The 23,110-nt window shown below is 71.7% G+C and carries 16 protein-coding genes; 10 read left to right on the top strand and 6 right to left on the bottom strand.

Annotated features, from left to right (window positions below; all coding sequences use genetic code 11):
• Window positions 1–198: 198 nt before the first annotated feature.
• Window positions 199–831, bottom strand: coding sequence for a hypothetical protein (locus ABT297_RS35320; RefSeq protein ID WP_350556831.1), 633 nt, complete (start codon window positions 829–831; stop codon window positions 199–201).
• A 149-nt stretch (window positions 832–980) separates the two neighbouring features.
• Window positions 981–1,922 (bottom strand): hypothetical protein, encoded by a 942-nt coding sequence (locus ABT297_RS35315; RefSeq protein WP_350556830.1) that lies wholly within the window; start codon window positions 1,920–1,922, stop codon window positions 981–983.
• A 73-nt stretch (window positions 1,923–1,995) separates the two neighbouring features.
• Here ABT297_RS35315 and ABT297_RS35310 point away from each other — a divergent pair, with 73 nt between their 5' ends.
• From ABT297_RS35310 to ABT297_RS35295, 4 genes are all read left to right on the top strand, one after another.
• Window positions 1,996–4,614 carry a valine--tRNA ligase gene (locus ABT297_RS35310; RefSeq protein WP_350556829.1) on the top strand — a complete coding sequence of 873 codons (2,619 nt, stop codon included), beginning with the start codon at window positions 1,996–1,998 and terminating at the stop codon, window positions 4,612–4,614.
• A 112-nt stretch (window positions 4,615–4,726) separates the two neighbouring features.
• A complete protein-coding gene (locus ABT297_RS35305) occupies window positions 4,727–5,995 on the top strand; it encodes a bifunctional folylpolyglutamate synthase/dihydrofolate synthase (RefSeq protein ID WP_350556832.1) in 1,269 nt (422 codons plus the stop codon).
• Window positions 5,992–6,348 (top strand): DUF4233 domain-containing protein, encoded by a 357-nt coding sequence (locus ABT297_RS35300; RefSeq protein WP_350556828.1) that lies wholly within the window; start codon window positions 5,992–5,994, stop codon window positions 6,346–6,348. Before ABT297_RS35305 ends, ABT297_RS35300 begins: the two co-directional genes overlap by 4 nt.
• Window positions 6,348–7,337 (top strand): helix-turn-helix transcriptional regulator, encoded by a 990-nt coding sequence (locus ABT297_RS35295; RefSeq protein WP_350556827.1) that lies wholly within the window; start codon window positions 6,348–6,350, stop codon window positions 7,335–7,337. Before ABT297_RS35300 ends, ABT297_RS35295 begins: the two co-directional genes overlap by 1 nt.
• On the opposite strand, the gene ABT297_RS35290 is transcribed toward ABT297_RS35295, so the two are convergent.
• Complete coding sequence (locus tag ABT297_RS35290) at window positions 7,312–9,687, bottom strand: VOC family protein (RefSeq protein WP_350556826.1); 2,376 nt, start codon at window positions 9,685–9,687, stop codon at window positions 7,312–7,314. The genes ABT297_RS35295 and ABT297_RS35290 overlap by 26 nt on opposite strands.
• A 134-nt stretch (window positions 9,688–9,821) precedes the next feature.
• Here ABT297_RS35290 and ndk point away from each other — a divergent pair, with 134 nt between their 5' ends.
• A complete protein-coding gene (ndk, locus tag ABT297_RS35285) occupies window positions 9,822–10,235 on the top strand; it encodes a nucleoside-diphosphate kinase (protein ID WP_350556825.1) in 414 nt (137 codons plus the stop codon).
• Window positions 10,236–10,331: 96 nt separating this feature from the next.
• On the opposite strand, the gene ABT297_RS35280 is transcribed toward ndk, so the two are convergent.
• On the bottom strand, window positions 10,332–11,036 hold the full coding sequence (locus ABT297_RS35280) for a lysophospholipid acyltransferase family protein (protein ID WP_350556824.1): 705 nt from the start codon (window positions 11,034–11,036) through the stop codon (window positions 10,332–10,334).
• 160 nt (window positions 11,037–11,196) lie between these two features.
• A complete protein-coding gene (locus ABT297_RS35275; protein ID WP_350556823.1) occupies window positions 11,197–12,129 on the bottom strand; it encodes an EamA family transporter in 933 nt (310 codons plus the stop codon).
• Window positions 12,130–12,199: 70 nt separating this feature from the next.
• Here ABT297_RS35275 and ABT297_RS35270 point away from each other — a divergent pair, with 70 nt between their 5' ends.
• Window positions 12,200–12,790 carry a helix-turn-helix domain-containing protein gene (locus ABT297_RS35270; protein WP_350556822.1) on the top strand — a complete coding sequence of 197 codons (591 nt, stop codon included), beginning with the start codon at window positions 12,200–12,202 and terminating at the stop codon, window positions 12,788–12,790.
• Here the strand turns inward: ABT297_RS35270 and ileS are convergent.
• On the bottom strand, window positions 12,787–15,915 hold the full coding sequence (gene ileS / locus ABT297_RS35265; RefSeq protein WP_350556821.1) for an isoleucine--tRNA ligase: 3,129 nt from the start codon (window positions 15,913–15,915) through the stop codon (window positions 12,787–12,789). The genes ABT297_RS35270 and ileS overlap by 4 nt on opposite strands.
• Window positions 15,916–16,323: 408 nt before the next feature.
• Here ileS and ABT297_RS35260 point away from each other — a divergent pair, with 408 nt between their 5' ends.
• The 4 genes from ABT297_RS35260 to ABT297_RS35245 all read left to right on the top strand — a co-directional run bounded on the left by ABT297_RS35260 (window position 16,324) and on the right by ABT297_RS35245 (window position 23,066).
• A complete protein-coding gene (locus ABT297_RS35260) occupies window positions 16,324–17,838 on the top strand; it encodes a chitinase (protein ID WP_350556820.1) in 1,515 nt (504 codons plus the stop codon).
• Between the two features lie 160 nt (window positions 17,839–17,998).
• On the top strand, window positions 17,999–18,730 hold the full coding sequence (locus ABT297_RS35255) for a beta-phosphoglucomutase family hydrolase (protein ID WP_350556819.1): 732 nt from the start codon (window positions 17,999–18,001) through the stop codon (window positions 18,728–18,730).
• Window positions 18,727–21,072, top strand: a complete 2,346-nt coding sequence (locus tag ABT297_RS35250; RefSeq protein ID WP_350556818.1) for a glycoside hydrolase family 65 protein — start codon at window positions 18,727–18,729, stop codon at window positions 21,070–21,072. The genes ABT297_RS35255 and ABT297_RS35250 overlap by 4 nt, the downstream gene beginning before the upstream one ends.
• A gap of 35 nt (window positions 21,073–21,107) precedes the next feature.
• Window positions 21,108–23,066, top strand: a complete 1,959-nt coding sequence (locus ABT297_RS35245) for a TIGR03960 family B12-binding radical SAM protein (protein WP_350556817.1) — start codon at window positions 21,108–21,110, stop codon at window positions 23,064–23,066.
• Window positions 23,067–23,110: the final 44 nt, after the last annotated feature.

Genomic DNA, 23,110 nt, shown 5'->3' with positions numbered 1-23,110 from the left:
ACCCGAGAGAGTGTGGGAGAGTAGGACGCCGCCGGACAATTTTTCGCTCAGGGGCCCGCCTGTTTGGTGGGCCCCTGAAGCATTTCTAGGGGCCGATTCGGGCAGCGGGGCGGCCAACCTGGCGCTGGGTGCCGGTCGGCCGCCGGTGCGTCGGCACCCGTACACACCGCTGATGACGTTGCGTGGAACGCGCGAATGTCAGGCGCGGTGTTCGACGGCGGCGCGCAGATCCAGGAGCGACTTCGCCGAGTCGGCGGCCGAGCGGTTCGAGAAGAGGGCCACGCCGAGCGAGCCGTTGTCGGCCCAGCCGCACACCGACAGATCAGCGTCGTCGACCTTCGTGACGCCGCAGCGCATCGTGCCGCCCAGGGGGCCGGCGTCGACGTCATGGACGTCGCGCACTCCGCCGTTGTCGTCGGTCACCACGCCGAACGCCGAGTCGAGGGTGCTGTCTGGCCTCCAGATGCGGGCGGTGCCGGCGACGAGGATCGCGTTGGTCTTCCCGTCGTGGTAGATGAGGCCGTGGCTCGTGTCGAGGCTGACCTTCGTGGCGATGGCGTCCCGGATGTACTCGGCGGTGTCCTTCGCGCCGTCGCTGGTGTCCAGCGTGAAGGTGCCGACCTTGTCCGGGGATTTGATGGTGGTGTCGCTCTGGTCCAGCACGCGCACGACCGTCGGGCCGTAGATCACGCCGGAGACCAGCAGGGCCGCGGCCGCGATGGAGCAGCCGGCGATGGCGATGCGCTTGAGGGGGAGGCGGCCGGAGGGGGCCTGCCGCGGGTTTTCGTCGTCGGTGTACAGGCCGGCGGGATCGCCGTCGGGGTCGACCATCGGCGCACTGTAGCAAGCGAATCCCGCGCGCCCGCCGCACAGGCGCCTGGCCACCGCGTTCCCCCAGCTCGGCCCGGGGTCGCGTGGCAAGGGGGCCGGTCGCGGCGGTGCGGCGGCCCCTGCGAAGCGGCGCCCCTGTGGAAACGGGGTCAGCTGCGGGTCTGCACTACCTCGCGGATCTGGATGAACAGTGACGCGGACTCGCCGGCGTCGCGGCCGAAGAACAGGACCAGGCCCACGCTGCCATGGTCGGCCCACACGCACATGGCGAACTTGTCGAACGCGCCCGAGGAACTGGTGCCGTCGGCGCACTTGACGGTGCCGCCCAGCCTGCCGGCGTCGTACGACTTCGGGGTGCCCAGGGAATCAGAACTACTAGAGGTGAAGCCCGAGAACGCGTCGTCGACCTGCGAGCTCGGGAAGAGGAACGAACCCGTCGCGGCGGCCACGACGACGGTGTGCTGCAGGTCGTTGTCGCCCGGGGCGTAGACGCCGACCGCGACTTCCTGGATGCCCGAGATGTCCTTGCGCAGGTCGGACTCGAGCGAGTCGGCGAGGCTCTTCGACGAGTCGCTGGTCTGCTTGGTGAGGTTGCCGGGCAGCGTGGCGGGGGCGGACACGTGCGAGGTGCCCTCGGCGAAGAAGGGATAAAACAGCGCGCAGGCGGCGATGGCGCAGACGAGGAACAGGCCGCCGAGCACGCCCAGGGTGATCTTCAGACCCTTGCCCTTCTTCGGGGGCGGGGGCGGCGGGAAGGCGGGGCCCGGCTGGTAGGCGGGCGGCTGCTGATACGCGGGCTGCTGATAGGCGCTGGGCTGCGCCGACACCGGGTAACCGGGCTGACTCGACGGGTAACCGGGCTGGCCTGCAACGCCGGAGACCGGGTAGGCGGGCTGGCCCGAAACGGGATAGCCCGGTTGGCCCGGACCGGGGTGGCCGGGCTGGGCCGAGACGGGCGGCACGGCGCCGGGGTAGGGGCCCGCGTTGTTCGCCGGTGGGGGTGTGCCGAACTCCGGAGCAAGGTCGTACGACATGGGTCGGAACGGCTCCGAGCGCGGCTCGTCATCCGGGTTTTGCGGTGGGTTGGTCACCGTCGATCAGTCTCCTGAGGTAAGGGGCAATGGCGAGCGTAGACCCCCTGTGCGACAGTTCTAGACTTTGCGTGTGACGGATACTCCACGCGCGGCGCAGGCAACCCCGGCGCTCTCGGCTCAGTATGCCCCTGGCGAGGTCGAGCAGCGGCGGTATGAGCAATGGGTAGCCGACGGTCTGTTCAAGGCGGACTCGTCCAGCGACAAGCCGCCGTTCGCGATCGTATTGCCGCCGCCGAACGTCACCGGGTCGCTGCACATCGGCCACGCCCTCGACCACTCCGTCCAGGACGCGGTGATCCGTCGCAAGCGCATGCAGGGGTACGAGACCCTCTGGCTGCCCGGCATGGACCACGCCGGCATCGCCACGCAGAACGTGGTCGAGCGACGGCTGGCCGGCGAGGGAGTGTCGCGGCACGACCTCGGGCGCGAGGCGTTCGTCGAGCGCGTGTGGCAGTGGAAGGCCGAGTCCGGCGGCAAGATCCTCGGGCAGATGACCCGGCTCGGCGACTCCGTGGACTGGAGCCGCGAGCGGTTCACGATGGACGAGGGCCTGTCCCGGGCCGTGCTCACCATCTTCAAGCGGCTCTTCGACGACGGGCTCATCTACCGGGCCGAGCGCATCATCAACTGGTGCCCGCGGTGCCTGACGGCGCTGAGCGACATCGAGGTCGAGCACTCCGACGACGAGGGCGAGCTCGTCTCGATCCGCTACGGCGACGGCGACGACGCGATCGTCGTGGCGACCACCCGGGCCGAGACGATGCTGGGCGACACCGCGGTGGCGGTGCACCCCGACGACGAGCGCTACAAGCACCTGATCGGCACCGAGGTCGAGCTGCCGCTCACCGGCCGGCGGATCCCGATCGTCGCGGACGCGCATGTCGACCCGGCGTTCGGCACGGGCGCGGTCAAGGTGACCCCGGCGCACGACCCCAACGACTTCGAGATCGGCCAGCGGCACGGCCTGCCGAGCCTGACCATGATGGACGAGCACGGTGTGATCACGGTGCACGGGCCGTTCCTGGGCCTGGACCGCTTCGAGGCCCGGCCGGCGGTCGTGGCCGCGCTGCGGGCCGAGGGGCGCATCGTCGCGGAGAAGCGGCCGTACGTCCACGCCGTCGGGCACTGCCAGCGGTGCAACACCACCGTCGAGCCGCGGCTGTCGTTGCAGTGGTTCGTGCGGACCGAGCCGTTGGCCCGGGCCGCCGGCGACGCGGTGCGCGACGGGCGGGTCCGGGTCGAGCCGCCGGAGCTCACCAAGCGGTACTTCGGCTGGGTCGACAACATGCACGACTGGTGCATCTCGCGGCAGCTGTGGTGGGGGCACCGGATCCCCGTGTGGTATGGGCCGAACGGCGAGGTCGTGTGCGTCGGTCCGGACGACGAGGCGCCCACCGGCGAGGGCTGGGTGCAGGACGCCGACGTGCTCGACACCTGGTTCAGCTCGGCGCTGTGGCCGTTCTCCACGCTCGGCTGGCCCGACGAGACGCCCGACCTGGCGAAGTTCTATCCGACCAGCGTGCTCGTCACGGGGTACGACATCCTGTTCTTCTGGGTCGCCCGGATGATGATGTTCGGTCTCTACGCGATGGGCGGCCGGCAGCCGTTCGACGTGGTCATGCTGCACGGCATGGTCCGCGACCAGTACGGCAAGAAGATGTCGAAGTCCTTCGGCAACGTCGTCGACCCCCTGGACTGGATCGAGCGCTTCGGCGCCGACGCCACCCGGTTCACCCTGTTGCGCGGCGCCAACCCGGGCGCCGATGTGCCGGTGAGCGAGGAGTGGGTCCAGGGAGCGCGGAACTTCGCCAACAAGCTGTGGAACGCTACGCGATACGGGCTGGCGGGCGGCGCCACGGTCGAGGGCGAGCTGCCCACGGAGGGCCTCAGCACCGTCGACCGGTGGATCCTGTCCCGGCTGCAGCACGTCATCGGCGAGGTCGACCAGCAGTTCGAGGCGTTCGAGCTGGCGAAGGTTTGCGACACGCTGTACCACTTCGCCTGGGACGACGTCTGCGACTGGTATCTGGAGCTGACCAAGCCGGTGCTCACCGGCGACGACGCCGAGGCCAAGGCGCGCACCCGGCGGGTGCTCGGCCACGTGCTGGAGAGCCTGCAGCGGCTGCTGCACCCGATCATGCCGTTCGTGACCGAGGAGCTGTGGACGACGCTCACCGGCCGCCCGACGGTGGTCCGCGCGGCCTGGCCGGTCGCGGACAAGGAGCTCACCGACGACGCCGCCGAGCGCGAGGTGGACAACCTCCAGCGGGTCGTCACCGAGGTCCGGCGGTTCCGCGCCGACCAGGGCGTGAAGCCGGCGCAGCGGGTCGTCGCGCGGCTCGAGGGGCTCGAGGCGGCCGGCCTGGCCGCGCACGAGGGCCTGATCCGCTCGCTGGCCCGGCTGGACCAGGGCGGCGGCGACTTCGCGGCCACGGCGAAGCTGGCCGTCGGCGTCGGGGTCACCGTGGAGCTCGACACGCGCGGCGCGATCGACGTCGCCGCCGAGCGCGCGCGGCTGACCAAGGACCGGGCCGCGGCGGAGAAGGAGGCCGACCAGTGCCGGGCCAAGCTCGGCAACCCGGCCTTCACCGGCAAGGCCCCCGACCAGGTGGTGGCGAAGATCCGCCAGCGGCTCGAGGCCGCCGAGGCCGACCTGGCCCGCATCTCGTCCCAGCTGGAAGCACTGTGAACGGTCCGGAGGCTCAGTCCTTACACGCCGCCGCCGAGCGAAGCGAGGAGTCGGCGTGACCAGGTCGTTTTCCGAGGTCGACCAGGAGCTGAACGCCCGCGGGTTCACCCGCATGGTGTTCGACCTGGGGCGGATCGAGGGGCTGCTCGACTCGCTCGGCAGCCCCCAGCGGGCATACCCGGCGATCCACCTGACCGGCACCAACGGCAAGACGTCCACGGCCAGGATGATCGACGGGCTGCTGCGCGCGCACGGGCTGCGCACCGGCCGATACACCAGCCCGCACCTGCAGAGCATCACCGAGCGGATCAGCATCGAGGGCGAGCCGATCAGCGAGGAGAAGTTCGTCGAGGTGTACGAGGAGGTGGCGCCGCTGGCGGAGTTCCTCGACGCGCGCAACGACCAGCCCCTGACGTACTTCGACATGACCACCGCGATGGCGTTCGCCGCGTTCGCCGACGCGCCCGTCGACGTGGCCGTGGTCGAGGTCGGCCTCGGCGGCGCGGACGACTCCACCAACGTGCTGCATGCGCAGACGACGGTCATCACGCCGATCGGCCTGGATCACACCGAGTGGCTGGGCGACACGCTGGAGGAGATCGCCTGGGCCAAGGCCGGCATCGTGCACAAGGGCGCGACGCTGATCTGCGCGCTGCAGCCGGAGGAGGCGATGCGTCCGATTCTGGAGCGCTGCGCCGAGGTCGGCGCGACGCTCGCCCGGGAGGGGCGCGAGTTCGGCGTCGTGCACCGCGACCTCGCCGTCGGTGGGCAGGTGCTGACGCTGCAGGGCCTGTCCGGGGTGTACGAGGGCATCTTCCTGCCGCTGCACGGCGAGCACCAGGCGCAGAACGCGGCGATCGCGCTCGCCGCGGTCGAGGCGTTCCTGGGCGCGGGCGCCGAGCGGGTGCTCAACGCCGAGGCGGTCCGCGACGGGTTCGCCCGCGTCACGTCGCCCGGCCGGCTGGAACGCATCCGCAACTCGCCGCCGATCCTGCTCGATGCCGCGCACAACGCGCATGGCATGGGCGCCACGGTCCGGGCGCTCACCGAGGAGTTCGCGTTCAGCGGGCTCGTCGCGGTCGTCGCGGCGCTCGCCGACAAGGACGTCGAGGGCATGCTGGAGCTGCTGGAGCCGATCACCGAGAGCGTCGTGGTGACCCGCAACAGCTCGCCGCGGGCGATGCCGGTCGCGCAGCTCGGCGCGCTCGCCGAGGAGCTGTTCGGCCCCGACCGGGTGCACGTGGTGCCAGACCTGCCCGACGCCATCGACGCCGCGGTCACGCTCGCCGAGTCCGACAACGCGGTGCCCGGCACCGTCGGCATCCTCATCACCGGCTCGGTCGTGACCGTCGCCGACGCCCGCGGGCTGCTGAAGCGATGAGCTCGCCGGCCGGACTGAAGAACCCGGGGGCCGCGGTCCGCGGCGTCGGGGCCGCCGGGCTCGCGGTCGAGGGCATCGTGCTGCTGCTGGCGCTGGTGCCGCTGGCCAAGCTCGGCCACGGCGACAACACCGCCGCCATCTGGGTGTGCGCCGTCCTCGCCGTCGTGTGCTTCGGACTCTGCGGGCTGCTGAAGCACTCGTGGGCCTGGATCGCCGGGCTCGTCGTGCAGGTCGTCCTGCTCGCCGGCGGCTTCCTGCACTGGTCGCTGCTCGCCCTCGGGATCGTGTTCGGCCCCGCCTGGCTCTACGCGCTCTACGTGCGCCGGTCCGTCTACTCGAACAAGCCCGACTGATGCGGGCGAGCCGGCTCCTGTCGACGCTGCTGATGCTGCAGACCCGGGGCCGGCTCACCGCGCAGCAGATCGCGGACGAGCTCGAGGTGTCCGTCCGCACGGTGTACCGCGACATCGAGGCGCTGTCCGCCTCCGGGGTGCCCGTCTACGCCGATCGCGGCCCGGCCGGCGGCTTCCAGCTCCTCGACGGCTACCGGACCAGCCTCACCGGCCTCACCATCGACGAGGCCGCCGCGCTGTTTCTCGCCGGCGGCGCGACCGCGGGCGACCTCGGGCTCGGCCCGACGCTGGAGGCGGCGCGGCTCAAGCTGCTAGCCTCGCTGCCGGCCGAGCAGCGCTCGAGGGCGGGGCGCATCCAGGAGCGCGTGCACGTCGACGCGCCCGGATGGTTTCGCGACCCGGAGGCCCCGCCTCACCTCGACGCCGTCGCGACGGCGGTCTGGGAGCAGCGCCGGATCGACGTCCGGTACCGCAAATGGGACCAGACCTCGGTGGAGCGCACCCTCGACCCGCTCGGGCTGGTGCTCAAGGGCACCGCGTGGTATCTCATCGCGCGCGGCCGGTCGCGCGTCAACGGCTACCGGATCTCCCGCATCGACGAGATCGCCGTGCGCGACGAGGCGTTCGAGCGCCCCGCCGACTTCGATCTGCGGCGGTACTGGCTGGAGTGGTCCGACCGGCTGCAGCAGACGCTCTACAGCGGTGGTTTTGCCACGGTACGGCTGGGGCCGCGCGCCGCGCGCATCTGGTGGATGCTCGGGCCGGTCGCGGAGCGTGCGCTGCGTGAGACCGGCGAGCCCGACGGCGACGGCTGGCTGCGCGTGGTGATGCCGATCGAGTCGTTCGAGCACGCGCGGATCGACCTGGGCCGGTTCGGGCCCGACGTGGAGGTGCTCGAGCCGCCGGAGCTGCGCGAGCTGATGCGCGCCACGGCCGAGGAGACGCTGCGGCGCTACGACGCCCCTAGCGACGCAGCTCCCAGCGCGTGAGGGCGATGGCGTGGCCGTCCGGGTCGCGGAACGTGGCCGAGCACAGCTCCAACTGCTCGCCCTGCGGTACCACCCGGGGGCGGTGCACGAAGTCGACTCCCTGCTCGCGGAGGCGCTCGTAGGCCTCGTACACGTCGGGGACGTCGAGGTTGAGGTGCACCACGCGGCGGTCGACCGGCGGCATGTCCGCGACCCGCCGCAGCACGACCCGCGCCGACCCGGTCTCCAGCACCACGCTCGTCTCCCCGCTGTCCACCTCGGTCAGCCCGAGCGTGTCGCGGTAGAACCGGCGGGAGCGCTGCAGATCGGACACGATGAGCGTGACGCTCACCCCGTTGACCCCGTCCAGCGGCATGGTCTGCCGCCGCGGCGTGGTGGCCAGGAACTCGGCGACCGCGCCCTCGCTGAGCGGCTGCTCCTCCAGCTGGTCCTCGGGCGGCAGGTAGTGCTCGGTCGCGTACGGATCGGGCGTCACCGCCTCGTCCTCGTCGTCCGGGTCCGCGGCCCGGGTGGTGGGCGTGCGCAGGATCGGCGGCGCGCTGTAGAGGCCCGCGCCGACCGGCGGCCGTCCGTTCGTCGACCAGGCGGATCCCGCGGGCCGCTCCGGCTCGATGATCTCGGCCTCGACCGTCTCGGGTTCGATGACCTCCGTCGCGGCCGTCTCCGGCTCGATGACCTCCGCATCGGCGGTCACCGGCTCGAGCGTCCCCGCCGCGGGCTCCTCGGCGGAGGGCAGCGCCTCCTGGGCGGCCTCGCCCTCGAGGACGGCCGGGGGCGGCGCCTGGTCGAGCCGGGCGCCGCGGGTCGGTGGCTGCTCCGTCTCCCGGTCGGGGTAGAACGCGGCCTGGGCGGGGCTCTGGGCGGCCTCGGCCGGCGGCGTCCGCGGCGCGCCGGGCACCACCGTCCGCCACGCGGCCCCGAGTCCCACCGTGGTCTCCGGCGCGGCGAGCAGGGAGCCGCCCTCCGGAATCGTGTACTCCTCCGGGGCCGCGACCGTGCCGATCAGGTCGTGGCCGTCGGTGATCTCCCCGGTCGCGCGCCCGGACGCGGTCGCCGGATCCGCGATGGCGGGCGGCTCGCTCCCGGGGCGTGCGCGGTCCGTGCGGGGGCGCCGGACCCGGTCGTGCGCGCCCGAGCGCGGATGCGGGCTGGGCCGGCGATGCTGGCCGCCGGGCCGGGGCATCGACCGCAGCCGCATGATGATCGGCTCGTCCTCCTCGCCGATGACGGTCTGCCCCGAGCCGGTGCCGAGGATCGCCATGGGCGTCACCACCCGGTCCGTGCCCTCGGTCGTCGCCGGGCCCGCGTCGCTCGCGTGCTCCTCGTCCGCGGCGGCCTCGGCCGTCGTTGTGTCGGTGGCGGCCTCGGTCGCGTCGGTGGTTTCCGCCTCCGCCCGCTCCTCGGCGACCTCCGTGGTGGAAACGACTCGGGACGCGCCCGGGCTCGGTGCGGGCGTGGCGACTCCGTTCACCGCCGCGCTCGGGTCGGTGTGGTGCGCGTCGACGTCGGCCCGGGACGGCGGGGAGGGGACCACGGTGGCCGGAGCGCCGAGCGGCTCGGCCGGGTGGTGTGCGGGGTCGGGGACCGCTTGACGGGGCCGGCCGGGCCGGGCTTCCGGTGCGCCGGGGCGGGCCGAGCGGCGGGCCGCGTCCGGGATCTGCTCGGCGGGGGCCGCGACCGGATCGGCCACCGCGGTGCCGGCGCGGGACCCGGAGGGGGCTCCCACCGGCTCGTCGATGCCCGCGTCGATCGGCGGGAGGTCGGTCAGCGTGGGCGTGTTGTCGGCCGGGAACCGGTTGCCATACGCGTCCCCGGACGGCGGGCCGTAGTCGTCGCCGTCGACGGTGTAGCCGTAATCGTCGTCGTCGCCCGAGCCGTCGGACCGCTGGTGTTCGGCGCGGACGATCTCCTGATGGGTCTGCACGCGGTCCCAGAGCACCGTGAACTTGCGCGGGGTGCCCTTGAGGAGCCGGACCGGAAGCACCGCGCCCGGCTCGGGCCACTTGTCCAGCGGGATGGCCGGGTCGGTGCCAGCCACCGAGGCGCTGCGGATGCCGACCGCGGTGATGGTCAGCTTGAGGCGCCCGCGACCGGTGGTGCCGCCGCCCCCCGGCCGCGGCGTGATGCCCTCGACGACGGCGGTGCCCTGGACGTACAGGCGGACCTTGCTGCGCGAGTTCAGCACGATGATGATGATGGGCCCGGCCGCGGCGACGACCACGCCGAGCGCGACCATCAGCGGTTCCGTCATACCCAGGCCGCAGAAGGCCAGGAAACCACCGATCAGAATCAGCAGCGCGATGACCAGGCTCCGGCTGCCGGACGATGACGCGCGGTTGCTGGACGGCAAGTCGACCTCCCCAGACGACTGACATCAGGCTATGCCTGATCATGACCGAAACGGAAGTCTCAGGCACCCTCAGGGGGCGTGTGGGGTGACGCTGGGTAGGCTTCGCGCAGTATCGCGAAACCTGGAGGAGTCTCGTGTCGGAGCGCACGCTCGTTCTCATCAAGCCCGATGCCGTCCGCCGCGGCCTGGTGGGTGAGATCATCGGCCGGTTCGAGCGCAAGGGCCTGGCCATCGAGGCGCTGGCCCTGCGCACGATGGACGTCGCGCTGGCCGACCAGCACTACGCCGAGCACGTCGAGCGCGACTTCTACCCGCCGCTGCGCGACTTCATGACGGGCGGCAGCCTGGTGTCGATGATCGTCTCCGGCGACGAGGCCATCACGGTGGTACGCCTCCTGATCGGCGCCACCGACGGACGCAAGGCCACGCCGGGCAGCATCCGCGGTGACCTGTCGCTGTCCAACCGCGAAAACCTGGTCCACGCCTCCGACTCGCCGGAGAGCGCGAAGCGCGAGATCTCGCTCTGGTTCCCGGAACTCGCGCTCTAGCGCCTGTTTCATGACTGGGGTGGGAGCGAGGCGGAATCTGGGCCCGCCGCAGCCCCGCCTCAGGTATGAAACAGGCGCTACCACCGACCGAGGGCCTCAGTCGGTGGTTGCGGGGTCCGGCAGCTGGTCGGGGCGCTTGGGAGCGTAGCGGCCCACGTACTCCTGCCCGGTGAGTTGTTGGATCGCGTTCATGAGCTTGAGGGTCACCTCGCGCAGCGCCCGGCTGTCGACCTCGCCGCCGTCCCGCCACTGGCTCAGGTCGAGCGGCTCGCCGAAGCGCACCTCGACCTTCGGGCCCAGCTTCGGCAGCGACGCGCCGACCGGCATGACCTTGTCGAAGCCCATCAGGCCGACCGGGATGATCGGGGCGGGCGCGTCGAGGGCCAGCTTGGCCACGCCGGGGCGGCCGCGATACAGGCGGCCGTCGGTGGAGCGGGTGCCCTCCGGGAAGATGCCGAGCACGTGCCCGGCGCGCAGCACCGGCAGCGCGGCGTCCAGCGCCATGAGGCTGGCGCGGCCGCCGGAGCGGTCGACCGGGATCTGGTTCAGCCCATACATGATGTTGCGCAGCGCCGCGCCCTTGATGCCGGGGCCGAGAAAATACTGGTCCTTGGCGAGGAAGTACACGTTGCGCGGGGCGATCGCGCCCATGATCACCGAGTCGAGGACCGACTGGTGGTTGCTCGCGAGGATCGCGGGGCCGGTCTTCGGGACGTTGTCCTGTCCAGTGATTCTGGGGTGCCACAGCAGCCGAGCCAGGGGTGCGACCGCCATCTTGCCGACCGCATAGAGCGCGGACAAATGCCCTCCACCAGGTTGGACCTCGACGCTGCCGCACACTCTAACGGCCGCGTGGGGAGGGGACAGCCGAGGAGCCCACAAGGTGGGCAATACCACCCGAGGGCATCACCGCCTGGAATGGCGAGATCACCCGAGGGTTAGCGGCGACACCACCCGAGGGTTACGACGCGACGAGGATGAGCGCGGTGGCGGCGAGGCCGAGGCCGGCCAGCTGGACCGGGCGCATGCGCTCGCGGTCGATGAGCATTGCCAGCAGTACCGTCGAGATGGGATAGAGCGACGCGACGGGCGCGATGATGCTCAGGTCGCCACGTCCGACGGCGAGCAGGTAGAGCGCGTTGGCGGACATGTCCAGCGCGCCCGCGAGCACCAGCCAGCGCAGCGCCGCCCCGGTCGGCCGGACCGCGCCAGCCACGCCGCTCGGGTCGGCCACGCCAGCCACGCCAGCTATGCCGGTCGGGCCCGCTACGCCAGCCGGCCCGGTGCGGCCCGCCCGCCAGCGGCGCACCGCCAGCGGCACGCCGAGGGCGAGGCTGGCGACCTGGGCGCCGGCGATCGGCCACAGCCCGGCCTGACCGCCCGCCTCGTCGCCGGCGCGGGACAGGCAGGTGAAGAAGAGGCCGAACGCGGCGCCGGACAGCAGGGCCAGCCCGACGAGGCGGCCGGTCACCCGGCCGGCGGGCCCGCCGCCGGCCGCGCTGACGAGGCCGATCGCGGCGATGGCACAGGCCGCCCCGGTCAGCGCGAGGGCGCCCGGGCGCTCGCCGGAGGCGAGGCCGAACGCGACCGGCAGTAGCGCGGCGGTCACGGCGCTGACCGGCGCGACGATCGCCATCGCCCCGCCGGCCAGGGCACGGTAGAACGCGAACATGCCGAGCACGCCGAGCACGCCGGCGGCGGCGCCCCAGACCAGCGTGCGCGGCTGCACGGCGGCCGGCATGAACAGCAGGTAGAGCGCGAGCAGCGGCAGGCTCGCGGCCTTGGACAGCACCACCACGAGCACCGCGTCGGCCCGCTGGCTGGCCTTGCCGCCGGCGAAGTCTCCGACGCCCCAGACCAGCCCGGACAGCACCGCGAGCACGATAGCGATCATGCGGTCGCCTCGTGCCCCGTGGTGAACATGCCATACTCGTACCACAATAGTGACCGCGAGGGAAAATATTTTGACCGACCGTGAGCGGGACGTGCAGGCGGCGATCGCGCGGCAGGTGAAGAGCCTGCGGCAGGGCCGGCGCTGGTCGCTGGACGAGCTGGCCAGCCGTTCGGGCGTCAGCAAGGGCATGCTCGTGCAGATCGAGGGCGCCCGCACCAACCCGAGCATCGGCACGCTGTGCCGGGTCGCCGAGTCGTTCGGGGTGAGCATCGGCCGGCTGCTGGAGGCCGAGCCGGAGCCGGTCGTGAAGATCGTCGGCGCGGAGGAGCCGGCGGTGCTGTGGCGCGGGCCCGGCGGCGGCACGGGGCGGCTGCTGCGCGGCGTCAACGACCCCGCGTTCGTCGAGGTGTGGGAGTGGCGGATCGAGCCGGGCGAGGGGCACGACTCCGGCGACCACGCGCCGCGCACCCGGGAGATCGTCCAGGTCCGCGAGGGCGCGCTGGTGGTCACCGTCGACGGTACCGACTACGAGGTGCACACCGGCGAGACCATCGACTTCAGGGCGGACCGCCCCCACAGCTACCGGAACTCCGGCGCGGTGGAGGCGGTCCTCACGATGGTGGTCGTCATGCCGACCGGCGAGCTCGACCGCCGCGGTTAGACCTTCCGGACCTCGACGCGCACGGCCTCGCCCTCGCCGACCTCGCCGGCGAAGCCGTCCGGGGCCGGGCCGAGCGAGACGGAGTCGGCCAGGGTCTCGCCGGCCACGAACGCCGCGTGCGCCCGCAGCGCGTCGGCAACCGCGGGCGGGCCGTCGACCACGACCACGATCCGGTCCGACACGTTGAGGTCGGCGTCGCGGCGCGCCTGCTGCACCACCCGGACCAGGTCGCGGGCCAGGCCCTCGGCCGCCAGCTCCGGCGTCACCGTGCTGTCGAGCACGACCACGCCGTCGCCGCCGGGCAGCGGCGCGGACTGCGTCGGGTCGGCGGCGACGAGCTTGAGCTCGTACTCACCATCCCGCAGCTCCACCCCGCCGGCCACCACCGCGCCGCCGGTCAGGCCCCAGTCACCGGCCTTGACGGCCTTGATGACCTGCTGGACCTCCTTGCCGAGGCGCGGGCCGAGCACCCGCGGCACCAGGGTCAGCACCCGCGTGCAGTGCGCGGCCACGTCGTCGGTGAAGTCGACCCGCTTGACGTTGACCTCGTCGGCGACGAGCGCGGCGAAGGGCCGCAGCGCCGCCGCGTTGGGCGTGGCGACCGTCAGCGCCGACAGCGGCAGCCGCACCCGCAGGCCGCGGGCCTTGCGCAGCGACAGTGCCGCCGAGCACACGTCGCGCACCGCGTCCATGTTCGCCACCAGCTCGTGGTCGGCCGGGAACTGCTCCGCCGACGGCCAGTCGGTCAGGTGCACCGAGCGCTCGCCGGTCAGGCCGCGGTAGATCTCCTCCGCGGTCAGCGGCGCGAGCGGCGCGACGACCTGCGTCAGCGTCGACAGCACCGTGAACAGCGTGTCGAACGCGTTAGTGCCTGTGGGACTACCGCTGCCGGACCAGAAGCGGTCCCGCGAGCGGCGCACGTACCAGTTGGTCAGCGCGTCGAGGTAGGAGCGCACCGTGGCGCAGGCCCCGGACAGGTCGTAGGCGTCCAGCTGCCGCTCGACGGTGGACACCAGCTCGCCCGTCTTGGCCAGCACGTAGCGGTCCAGCAGGTCGGTGCTGTCGGTGCGCCGCCGCGCCGTATAACCGTCGGCGTTGGCGTAGAGCGAGAAGAAGTACCACACGTTCCACAGCGGCAGCAGGACCTGCCGGACCGCGTCGCGGATGCCGCTCTCGGTGACCGGCATGTCGCCGCCGCGCAGCACCGGCGAGGCGACCAGGAACCAGCGCATCGCGTCCGAGCCGTAATCGTCGAACACCCGGTACACGTCCGGGTAGTTGCGCAGGCTCTTGGACATCTTGCGCCCGTCCTCGCCGAGCAGGATGCCGTGGCTGACGCAGTTGTTGAACGCCGGGCGGTCGAACAGGGCCGTGGCCAGCACGTGCATGGTGTAGAACCAGCCGCGGGTCTGGCCGATGTACTCCACGATGAAGTCGCCCGGGTAGTGGTGCTCGAACCAGTCGGCGTTCTCGAACGGGTAGTGCACCTGCGCGAACGGCATCGAGCCGGACTCGAACCAGCAGTCCAGCACCTCCGGCACGCGGCGCATGACGGACTGCCCGGTCGGGTCGTCCGGGTTGGGCCGGGTCAGGTTGTCGATCTCGGGCCGGTGCAGGTCGGCCGGGCGCACCCCGAAGTCGCGCTCGAGCTCGTCCAGCGAGCCGTAGACGTCCACGCGCGGGTACTGCGGATCGTCCGACTTCCACACCGGGATCGGCGAGCCCCAGAACCGGTTCCGGCTGATCGACCAGTCGCGGGCGTTGGCCAGCCACTTGCCGAACGAGCCGTCCTTGATGTGCTCCGGCGTCCAGGTGATCTGCTGGTTGAGCTCCACCATCCGGTCGCGGAACGTCGACACCGCGACGAACCACGACGAGACCGCCTTGTAGACCAGCGGGGTGTCGCAGCGCCAGCAGTGCGGGTACGAGTGCGTGTAGGTGTCGTGCCGCACGACCGCGCCGGCGGCCTTGAGGTCGCGGATGACCGGCTTGTTGGCCTCGAAGACCTGCAGCCCCTGGTACGGCGGCACCAGCGAGGTGAACCGGGTGTGCTCGTCGACGGTCACCACCGTCGGGATGCCGACCGTCGCGCACGCGTTCTGGTCGTCCTCGCCGAAGGCCGGCGCCATGTGGACCACGCCCGTGCCGTCCTCGGTCGTGACGAAGTCCGCGCCGATGACCTGGAAGGCGTTCGGCGTGTCCGCGAGGAAGTCGAAGAGGGGGGTGTACCGCCGGCCGATGAGCTCCGAGCCGAGCACCGTGCCCACGCGGGTCGCGGCGGCCAGCTCCTTCTCGTAGGCGCCCACCCGCGAGTCGGCGAGGATGTAGCGGGCGCCCTCCTCCTCGAAGACCGCGTACTCGATCTCGGGACCGACCGCGATCGCCAGGTTGGACGGCAGGGTCCACGGCGTGGTGGTCCAGACCAGGATCCGCTCGCCGGTCTCCAGCCGGAACGCCACGGTCAACGCGGGGTCCTGCCGGTCGCGGTAGACGTCCTCGTCCATGCGCAGCTCGGTGTTGGACAGCGGGGTCTCACAGCGCCAGCAGTACGCCAGGACGCGGAAGCCCTCGTAGACCAGGCCCTTGTCGTGCAGGGTCTTGAAGGCCCACATGACGCTTTCCATGTAGTCCAGGTCGAGCGTCTTGTAGTCGTTGGTGAAGTCGACCCAGCGCGCCTGGCGGGTGACGTAGCGCTCCCACTCGCTGGTGTAGCGCAGCACCGACTCCTTGGTGGCCGCGTTGAACTTGTCGACGCCGAGCTGCAGGATCTCGGCCTTCGTGGTGATGCCCAGCTGCTTCTCCGCCTCGACCTCGGCGGGCAGGCCGTGGCAGTCCCAGCCGAAGCGGCGCTCGACGCGGAAGCCCTTCATGGTCTTGTACCGCGGGACGACGTCCTTCGCGTAGCCGGTCAGCAGGTGCCCGTAGTGGGGCAGGCCGTTGGCGAACGGGGGCCCGTCGTAGAAGACGAACTCGTTCGACCCGTTGTCGCCGGCCGGGCGCTGCTCCACGGAGGCCACGAACGTCTCGTCGCCGGACCAGTAGTCCAGGACCTCGCGCTCGACCTCGGGCAGGTTGGGGCTGGCCGGCACCCCGGAGGCGCCGGAGCGGTGCATCGGGTAGGCCATGGGTGGTCGCTCTCCTCGCGTGGTCGGTTGTCTCGACGCATCTGTCTCGACTCCACACGGGGACGAACCGGTCGCCCGATCCGCGGTACCACCCCGCTTGCCGCCGGGTGGTGCGTCCGACGGCCGCTCGTTGGCCGGCTGTCACGGGCCGGACCCGTCCGGGTCTAGTAGGCCGGCCTCGTTGATCCTGGCCGGGCCGGCCGTTCTTCCGGAGGCTCGCCGGTGATGGCCGGGTCGATGCCTGTGCAATGAGGATAGCGCGGCCGCGGACCAGGCCCGAACCGGGTTTCGGCGCCGCCATAAGAAATAGTAAAGAAACCTTGACATTAAATTCCGGTGCGTGGACCGTGGAGGAACACGTCGACGCCCATCGACGTGCACCCCCACCAGCCCCCACTGGAGCGAACCATGCGTCCACGCCATGTCACCCTGCTCGCGGGGGCCGGCGCGGCGGCACTGACCCTCGCCGGGGTCGTGCTCGCCATGCCCGCGTCCGCCGCGGAGCTGCTCACGAACCCGGGCTTCGAGACCGGCTCCACGTCCGGCTGGACCTGCGAGTCCGCGTCGGTCACCTCCGGCGCCGCGCGCTCGGGCACCTACAAGCTGGCGGGCACGCCCGGCAGCACCACCGCGAAGTGCTCCCAGACCGTCTCCGTGCAACCCAACACGAAGTACACCCTCTCGGGTTACGTCAACGGCTCCTACGTCTTCGTCGGCGTCACCGGCGGGGTCGACGCGAGCACCTGGACGGCGGGCACCGGCGGCGCGTACTCCCAGCTCACCGTCTCGTTCACCACGGGCGCGAGCCAGACCTCGGCCGTCGTCTACGTGCACGGCTGGTACGGCCAGCCCGCGTACACGGCCGACGACTTCTCGCTGGGCGGCCCCGGCGGCAACCCGACCTCGACCGGGCCCACGAGCCCGTCGGCATCGCCCTCGCGGTCGGCGTCGCCCTCGGCGTCCCCCTCGAAGTCGCCTTCGTCCTCGCCGTCGAGCTCCCCCTCGACGTCGACGCCCCCGGGCCCGCTGCCGAAGCACTTCCTGACCGGGTACTGGCAGGACTTCACCAATGCGGCCACGCCGCTGCGGCTGCGGGACGTGCCGAACGAGTACGACCTCATCGCCGTGTCGTTCGCCAGCGCCACCTCCACCCCCGGCGGACTGGCGTTCAGCGTCGACCCGGGCCTGTCCAACGCGCTGGGCGGCTACTCCAACGCCGACTTCAAGGCCGACGTCGCCACGCTGCACTCGCGCGGCAAGAAGGTCATCCTGTCCGTCGGCGGCGAGACCGGCACCGTGAGCGTCGGCGATGCCAATGCCGCGAACAACTTCGCCAACACCGCCTGGTCGATCATGCAGGCGTACGGCTTCGACGGCATCGACATCGACCTCGAGAACGGCCTGAACCCGACGTACATGGCGCAGGCCCTGCGCTCGCTGCGGACCAAGGCCGGCGCGAACCTCATCATCACGATGGCGCCGCAGACGATCGACATGCAGTCCACGGGCAACGGCTACTTCGCGCTGGCGCTCAACATCAAGGACATCCTGACGGTCGTCCACACGCAGTACTACAACTCCGGCAGCATGCTCGGCTGCGACCAGATGCAGGCGTACTCGCAGGGCACGGTCAACTTCATCACCGCCCTGGCCTGCATCCAGCTGGAGAACGGCCTGCGCCCCGACCAGGTGGCCCTCGGCCTGCCGGCCGGCGCCGGCGCGGCGGGCGGCGGCGTGGTCTCCCCGTCGGTGGTCAACCAGGCGCTGGACTGCCTGGCCCGGGGCACGAACTGCGGCACGTTCAAGCCGCCGCACACGTACCCGGGCATCCGCGGCGCGATGACCTGGTCGATCAACTGGGACGTCAAGAACGGCAACGGCTTCGCCAAGACGGTCGCACCGCACCTGGCCACGCTGCCGTAACCGGAACCTTCCTCCACCAACAGAGTGCGGGGAGATCGGGTGTACCCAGCTCCCGGTCTCCCCGTACTCTTTCGTCCCCGGGCGGTCAGTGCCGGGTGACGATGGCCGCGCGGAGGCGCACGCCGCGCGGAGTTCGCCCGGCGGGGATACGGTCGCATACGTGTTGGGTCTACCGGATCACGTGAGCGCGTGCCTGTTCGATCTCGACGGTGTGCTGACCCCGACTGCGGTCATCCACAACAAGGCCTGGACCGCGACGTTCAACGAGTTCCTCCGGGCCAGGGGCCTGCGGGAGTTCGACCCGGTCCGCGACTACAACGACTACGTGGACGGCAAGCCCCGCGAGGCGGGGGTCCGCGACTTCCTCACCTCGCGCGGCATCTCGCTGCCGGAGGGCACGCCCGGCGACCCGCCGGACGCGCACACCGTCAACGGCCTGGGCAACCGCAAGAACGTCCTGCTGCTGGAGCTGCTGCGCCAGGGCGGGCTCGAGCCGTACCCGTCCTCGGTGACGTACCTGGAGCGGGCCCAGCGGGCCGGGCTGCGCCGCGCGGTGGTGAGCTCGAGCGCCAACACGCTGCAGGTGATCACCTCGACCGGGCTGGCCGGCCTGCTCGAGGCCCGGGTCGACGGGGTGACGATCCGCGAGCGCGGGCTCAAGGGCAAGCCGGCCCCGGACACGTTCCTGGAGGCGGCCCGCGAGCTTGGCGTCGAACCCGTCCACGCGGCGGTGTTCGAGGACGCGCTGGCCGGGGTAGCCGCGGGCCGGGCCGGTGGGTTCTTCGTCGTGGGCGTCGACCGGATCGGCGGCGAGCACACCGAGGGCCTGCGGCGCAGCGGCGCCGACGTGGTGGTATCGGATCTGGGAGAGCTGCTCGAGGAGGACTCATGACCACTTTCCCGGTGGAGCCGTGGGCGCTGCGCGAGACCAGCCTCGACCTCGCCGACCTGGCCCAGACGGAGTCGCTGTTCGCCCTGTCCAACGGGCACATCGGGCTGCGGGGCAACCTGGACGAGGGCGAGCCGTTCGGGCTGCCCGGCACCTACCTCAACTCCTTCTACGAGGAGCGGCCGCTGCCCTACGCCGAGGCCGGCTACGGCTTCCCGGAGGAGGGGCAGTCGATCCTCAACGTCACCAACGGCAAGGTGTTCCGGCTGCTGGTCGACGACGAGCCGTTCGACGTGCGGTACGGCAACCTGCACTCCCACCAGCGGGTGCTCGACCTGCGGGCCGGCACGCTGCGGCGCGACGTGGAGTGGTCCTCGCCCGCGCAGCAGCGGATCAAGCTGCGCACGACCCGGCTGGTCTCGCTCGAGCAGCGCTCGGTCGCCGCCTTCCTGTACGAGGTCGAGCCCGTCGACGAGCCGGCCCGGATCATCGTGCAGTCCGAGCTGGTGGCGAACGAGGACGTGCCGGCGCCGAGCAAGGACCCGCGGGTCGCCGCGGCGCTCGGGCACGCGCTGGTCGCCGAGGGGCACTACGCCCGCGACCTCAACGCCCAGCTGCTGCACCGCACCCACGCGAGCGGCCTGCGCCTCGGCGCCGAGATGGACCACGAGGTCGACGCGCCCGTGCCGGTGCGCTCGCAGACCGAGACCACCGACGACTGGGCCCGCACCACGTTCGCCTGTGAGCTGCGGCCCGGGCAGCGGCTGCGGATCGTGAAGTACCTCGCCTACGGCTGGTCCAGCCAGCGCTCCCGGCAGGCGATCCGCGACCAGGTGCACGGCGCGATCGCCGGCGCCCGGCTGGGCGGCTGGGACGGGCTGGTCAAGTCGCAGCGCAAGTACCTCGACCAGTTCTGGGGCCAGGCCGACGTCGAGGTCGACGGCGACGCGGAGATCCAGCAGGCGGTGCGCTTCGCGCTGTTCCACCTCATGCAGGCGGGCGCGCGCGCCGAGGCCCGGCCGATCGCCGCGAAGGGGCTGACCGGGCGCGGCTACGACGGCCACGTCTTCTGGGACACCGAGAGCTTCGTCCTGCCGGTCCTGACGTACACCCATCCCCAGGTGGCGCGCGACGGGCTGCGGTGGCGGCACGACACGCTCGACCTGGCCCGCGACCGGGCCCGGCAGCTCGGGCTGAAGGGCGCCGCCTTCCCCTGGCGCACCATCCGCGGGCAGGAGTGCTCGGCGTACTGGCCGGCCGGCACCGCGGCCTTTCACGTCAACGCCGACATCGCCGCGGCCGTGGTCCGCTACGTGCAGGCCACCGGCGACCTCCGGTTCGAGGCCGAGGCGGGGCTGGAGCTGCTGGTCGAGACCGCTCGGCTGTGGCGCTCGCTCGGCCATCACGACCGGCACGGCGTGTTCCACATCGACGGGGTGACCGGCCCGGACGAGTACAGCGCGATCGCGGACGACAACATCTACACGAACCTGATGGCGCAGCTCAACCTGCACTCGGCCGCCGAGGCCGCCGAGCGGCACCCGGAGCTCGCCCGCACGTTCGGGGTCGACGACGAGGAGATCTCCTCGTGGCGGGACGCGGCGGCGCGGGTGCACCTGCCGTACGACCGGGAGCTGGGCGTGCACCAGCAGGCGATCAACTTCACGCTGCACCAGGAGTGGGACTTCGCGAACACCCCGCCGGAGAGCTACCCGCTGCTATTGCACTACCCGTACTTCGACCTCTACCGCCGCCAGGTGGTCAAGCAGGCCGATCTGGTGCTGGCGATGCACTGGCGCGGCGACGCGTTCACGCCGGAGGAGAAGGCCCGCAACTTCCACTACTACGACGAGCGCACCGTCCGTGACTCCTCGCTGTCGGCGTGCACGCAGGCGGTGATGGCGGCCGAGGTCGGACACACCGACCTCGCCTACGACTACCTCGGCGAGGCCGCCTTCGTCGACCTTTACGACCTGCAGCACAACGTCGGCGACGGGCTGCACATGGCGTCGCTGGCGGGCACCTGGCTGGCGATCGTGGCCGGCTTCGGCGGCATGCGCGACTACGGCGGCGAGCTGTCGTTCGTGCCGCGGCTGCCGGGCCAGCTCAAGCGGCTGCGCTTCGCGGTCACCGTTCGCGGCGAGGTGCTCCGCGTCACGGTCGAGCACGGCCATGCGACCTACGCCGTCGACGAGGGCGAGGTCACCCTGCGCCACCACGGCGACCAGATCACCGTCCGCGCCGGCGAGCCGGTCACGCTGCACATTCCCGCGCCGCACCCGGGGACCCCGGCCCCGTCGCAGCCGAGCGGCCGGGCGCCGGGCCGGCGTAAGCGGGAGGGATAAAACCCTCTCCGAGGGGATGGGTACCCTGGTTATCCGTGAGTGTGACGAGCGTCTTCCCGAGACTCGAGCGACTGCTGCCACGGATCAGCAAACCGATCCAATACGTCGGCGGTGAGCTCGGCGCGGTCGTGAAGGACTGGGACGCCGTCACCGTGCGCTGGGCGCTGTCCTACCCCGACGCCTACGAGGTCGGCCTGCCCAACCAGGGCGTGCAGATCCTCTACGAGGTGCTCAACGAGCAGCCAGACGTGCTCGCGGAGCGCACCTACGCGGTCTGGCCCGACCTCGAGCGGCTCATGCGCGAGGAGGGTGTGCCGCAGTTCACCGTGGACGCGCACCGGCCGGTCGCCGAGTTCGACCTGTTCGGCGTGTCGTTCTCGACCGAGCTGGGCTACACCAACCTGCTCACCATGCTCGACCTGGCCGGCATCCCGCTGGAGGCGCGCGAGCGGGACGAGCGGCACCCGATCGTGGTCGCCGGCGGCCACGCGGCGTTCAACCCGGAGCCGATCGCCGACTTCATCGACGCCGCCGTGCTCGGCGACGGCGAGGAGGCGGTCCTGGAGATCACCGGGATCGTCCGGGAGTGGAAGGCCGAGGGCGAGCCCGGCGGTCGCGACGAGCTGCTGCTGCGCCTGGCCCGCACCGAGTCGGTGTACGTGCCGCGCTTCTACGACGTCGACTACCTGCCCGACGGGCGCATCCAGCGGGTCGTGCCCAACCGCGCCGACGTGCCGTTCCGGGTGCACAAGCGCACCACGATGGACCTCGACGCGTGGCCGTATCCCAAGAAGCCGCTGGTGCCGCTGGCCGAGACGGTCCACGAGCGCTACGCGGTGGAGATCTTCCGGGGTTGTACCCGTGGCTGCCGCTTCTGCCAGGCCGGGATGATCACGCGGCCGGTGCGGGAGCGCAGCATCACGACCGTGGGGCAGATGGTCAAGGAGGGGCTGGAGTTCTCCGGATTCCACGAGGTGGGGCTGCTGTCGCTGTCCTCGGCCGACCACTCCGAGATCGGCGACATGTGCTCGGGGCTCGCACAGCAGTACGAGGGGACGAACGTCTCGCTGTCGCTGCCCTCGACCCGGGTCGACGCGTTCAACGTGACGCTCGCCCAGGAACTCGCCCGCAACGGACGGCGCACCGGGCTCACCTTCGCGCCCGAGGGCGGATCGGAGCGGATCCGCCAGGTGATCAACAAGATGGTCACCGAGGAGGACCTGATCCGCACCGTCGTCACCGCGTACACCAACGGCTGGCGCCAGGTGAAGCTGTACTTCATGTGCGGCCTGCCCACCGAGACCGACGAAGACGTGCTGCAGATCGCCAAGCTCGCGCACGAGGTGATCAAGGCCGGCCGGGCCGCCACCGGGTCGCGGGACATCCGCTGCACGGTGTCGATCGGCGGGTTCGTGCCCAAGCCGCACACCCCGTTCCAGTGGGCGCAGATGGCCGAGCCGGAGGTCATCGACCGGCGGCTCAAGGCGCTCAAGGAGGCCATCAACTCGGACCGGTCGCTGGGCAAGGCGATCGGGTACCGGTACCACGACGGCGAGCCCTCCCAGGTCGAGGGCCTGCTCAGCCGGGGCGACCGGCGCATCGGCGCGGTGATCCGCCGGGTCTGGGAGAACGGCGGCCGGTTCGACGGCTGGTCGGAGCACTTCTCGTTCCAGCGCTGGGTCGACGCGTCCGCCGAGGTCCTGCCCGCGTTCGGCGTCGACCTGGCCTGGTACACCACCCGCGAGCGCGGGCAGAACGAGGTCCTGCCCTGGGACCACCTGGACTCGGGGCTGGACAAGGACTGGCTCTGGCAGGACTGGCAGGACGCGCTGACCGGCTACGAGCAGGACGACTGCCGCTGGACGCCGTGCTTCGACTGCGGCGTCTGCCCCAGCCAGGACACCGAGATCCAGATCGGGCCGACCGGCCGCAAGCTGCTCCCGCTCACGCCGGTCGCCGGGCTGCGGCTTCCGGAAGGGGCGCCGCATGCCTAAGCGTCAGCCGGAGAGCAACCAGGAGCCCGTCGTCCAGCGGATCC

Origin of the sequence: Dactylosporangium sp. NPDC000555, assembly GCF_040300025.1 — a bacterium.
Classification (GTDB): domain Bacteria; phylum Actinomycetota; class Actinomycetes; order Mycobacteriales; family Micromonosporaceae; genus Dactylosporangium.
The sequence above is the reverse complement of the archived record's forward strand: the minus strand, read 5'-3'. Positions and strand labels throughout refer to the sequence as shown.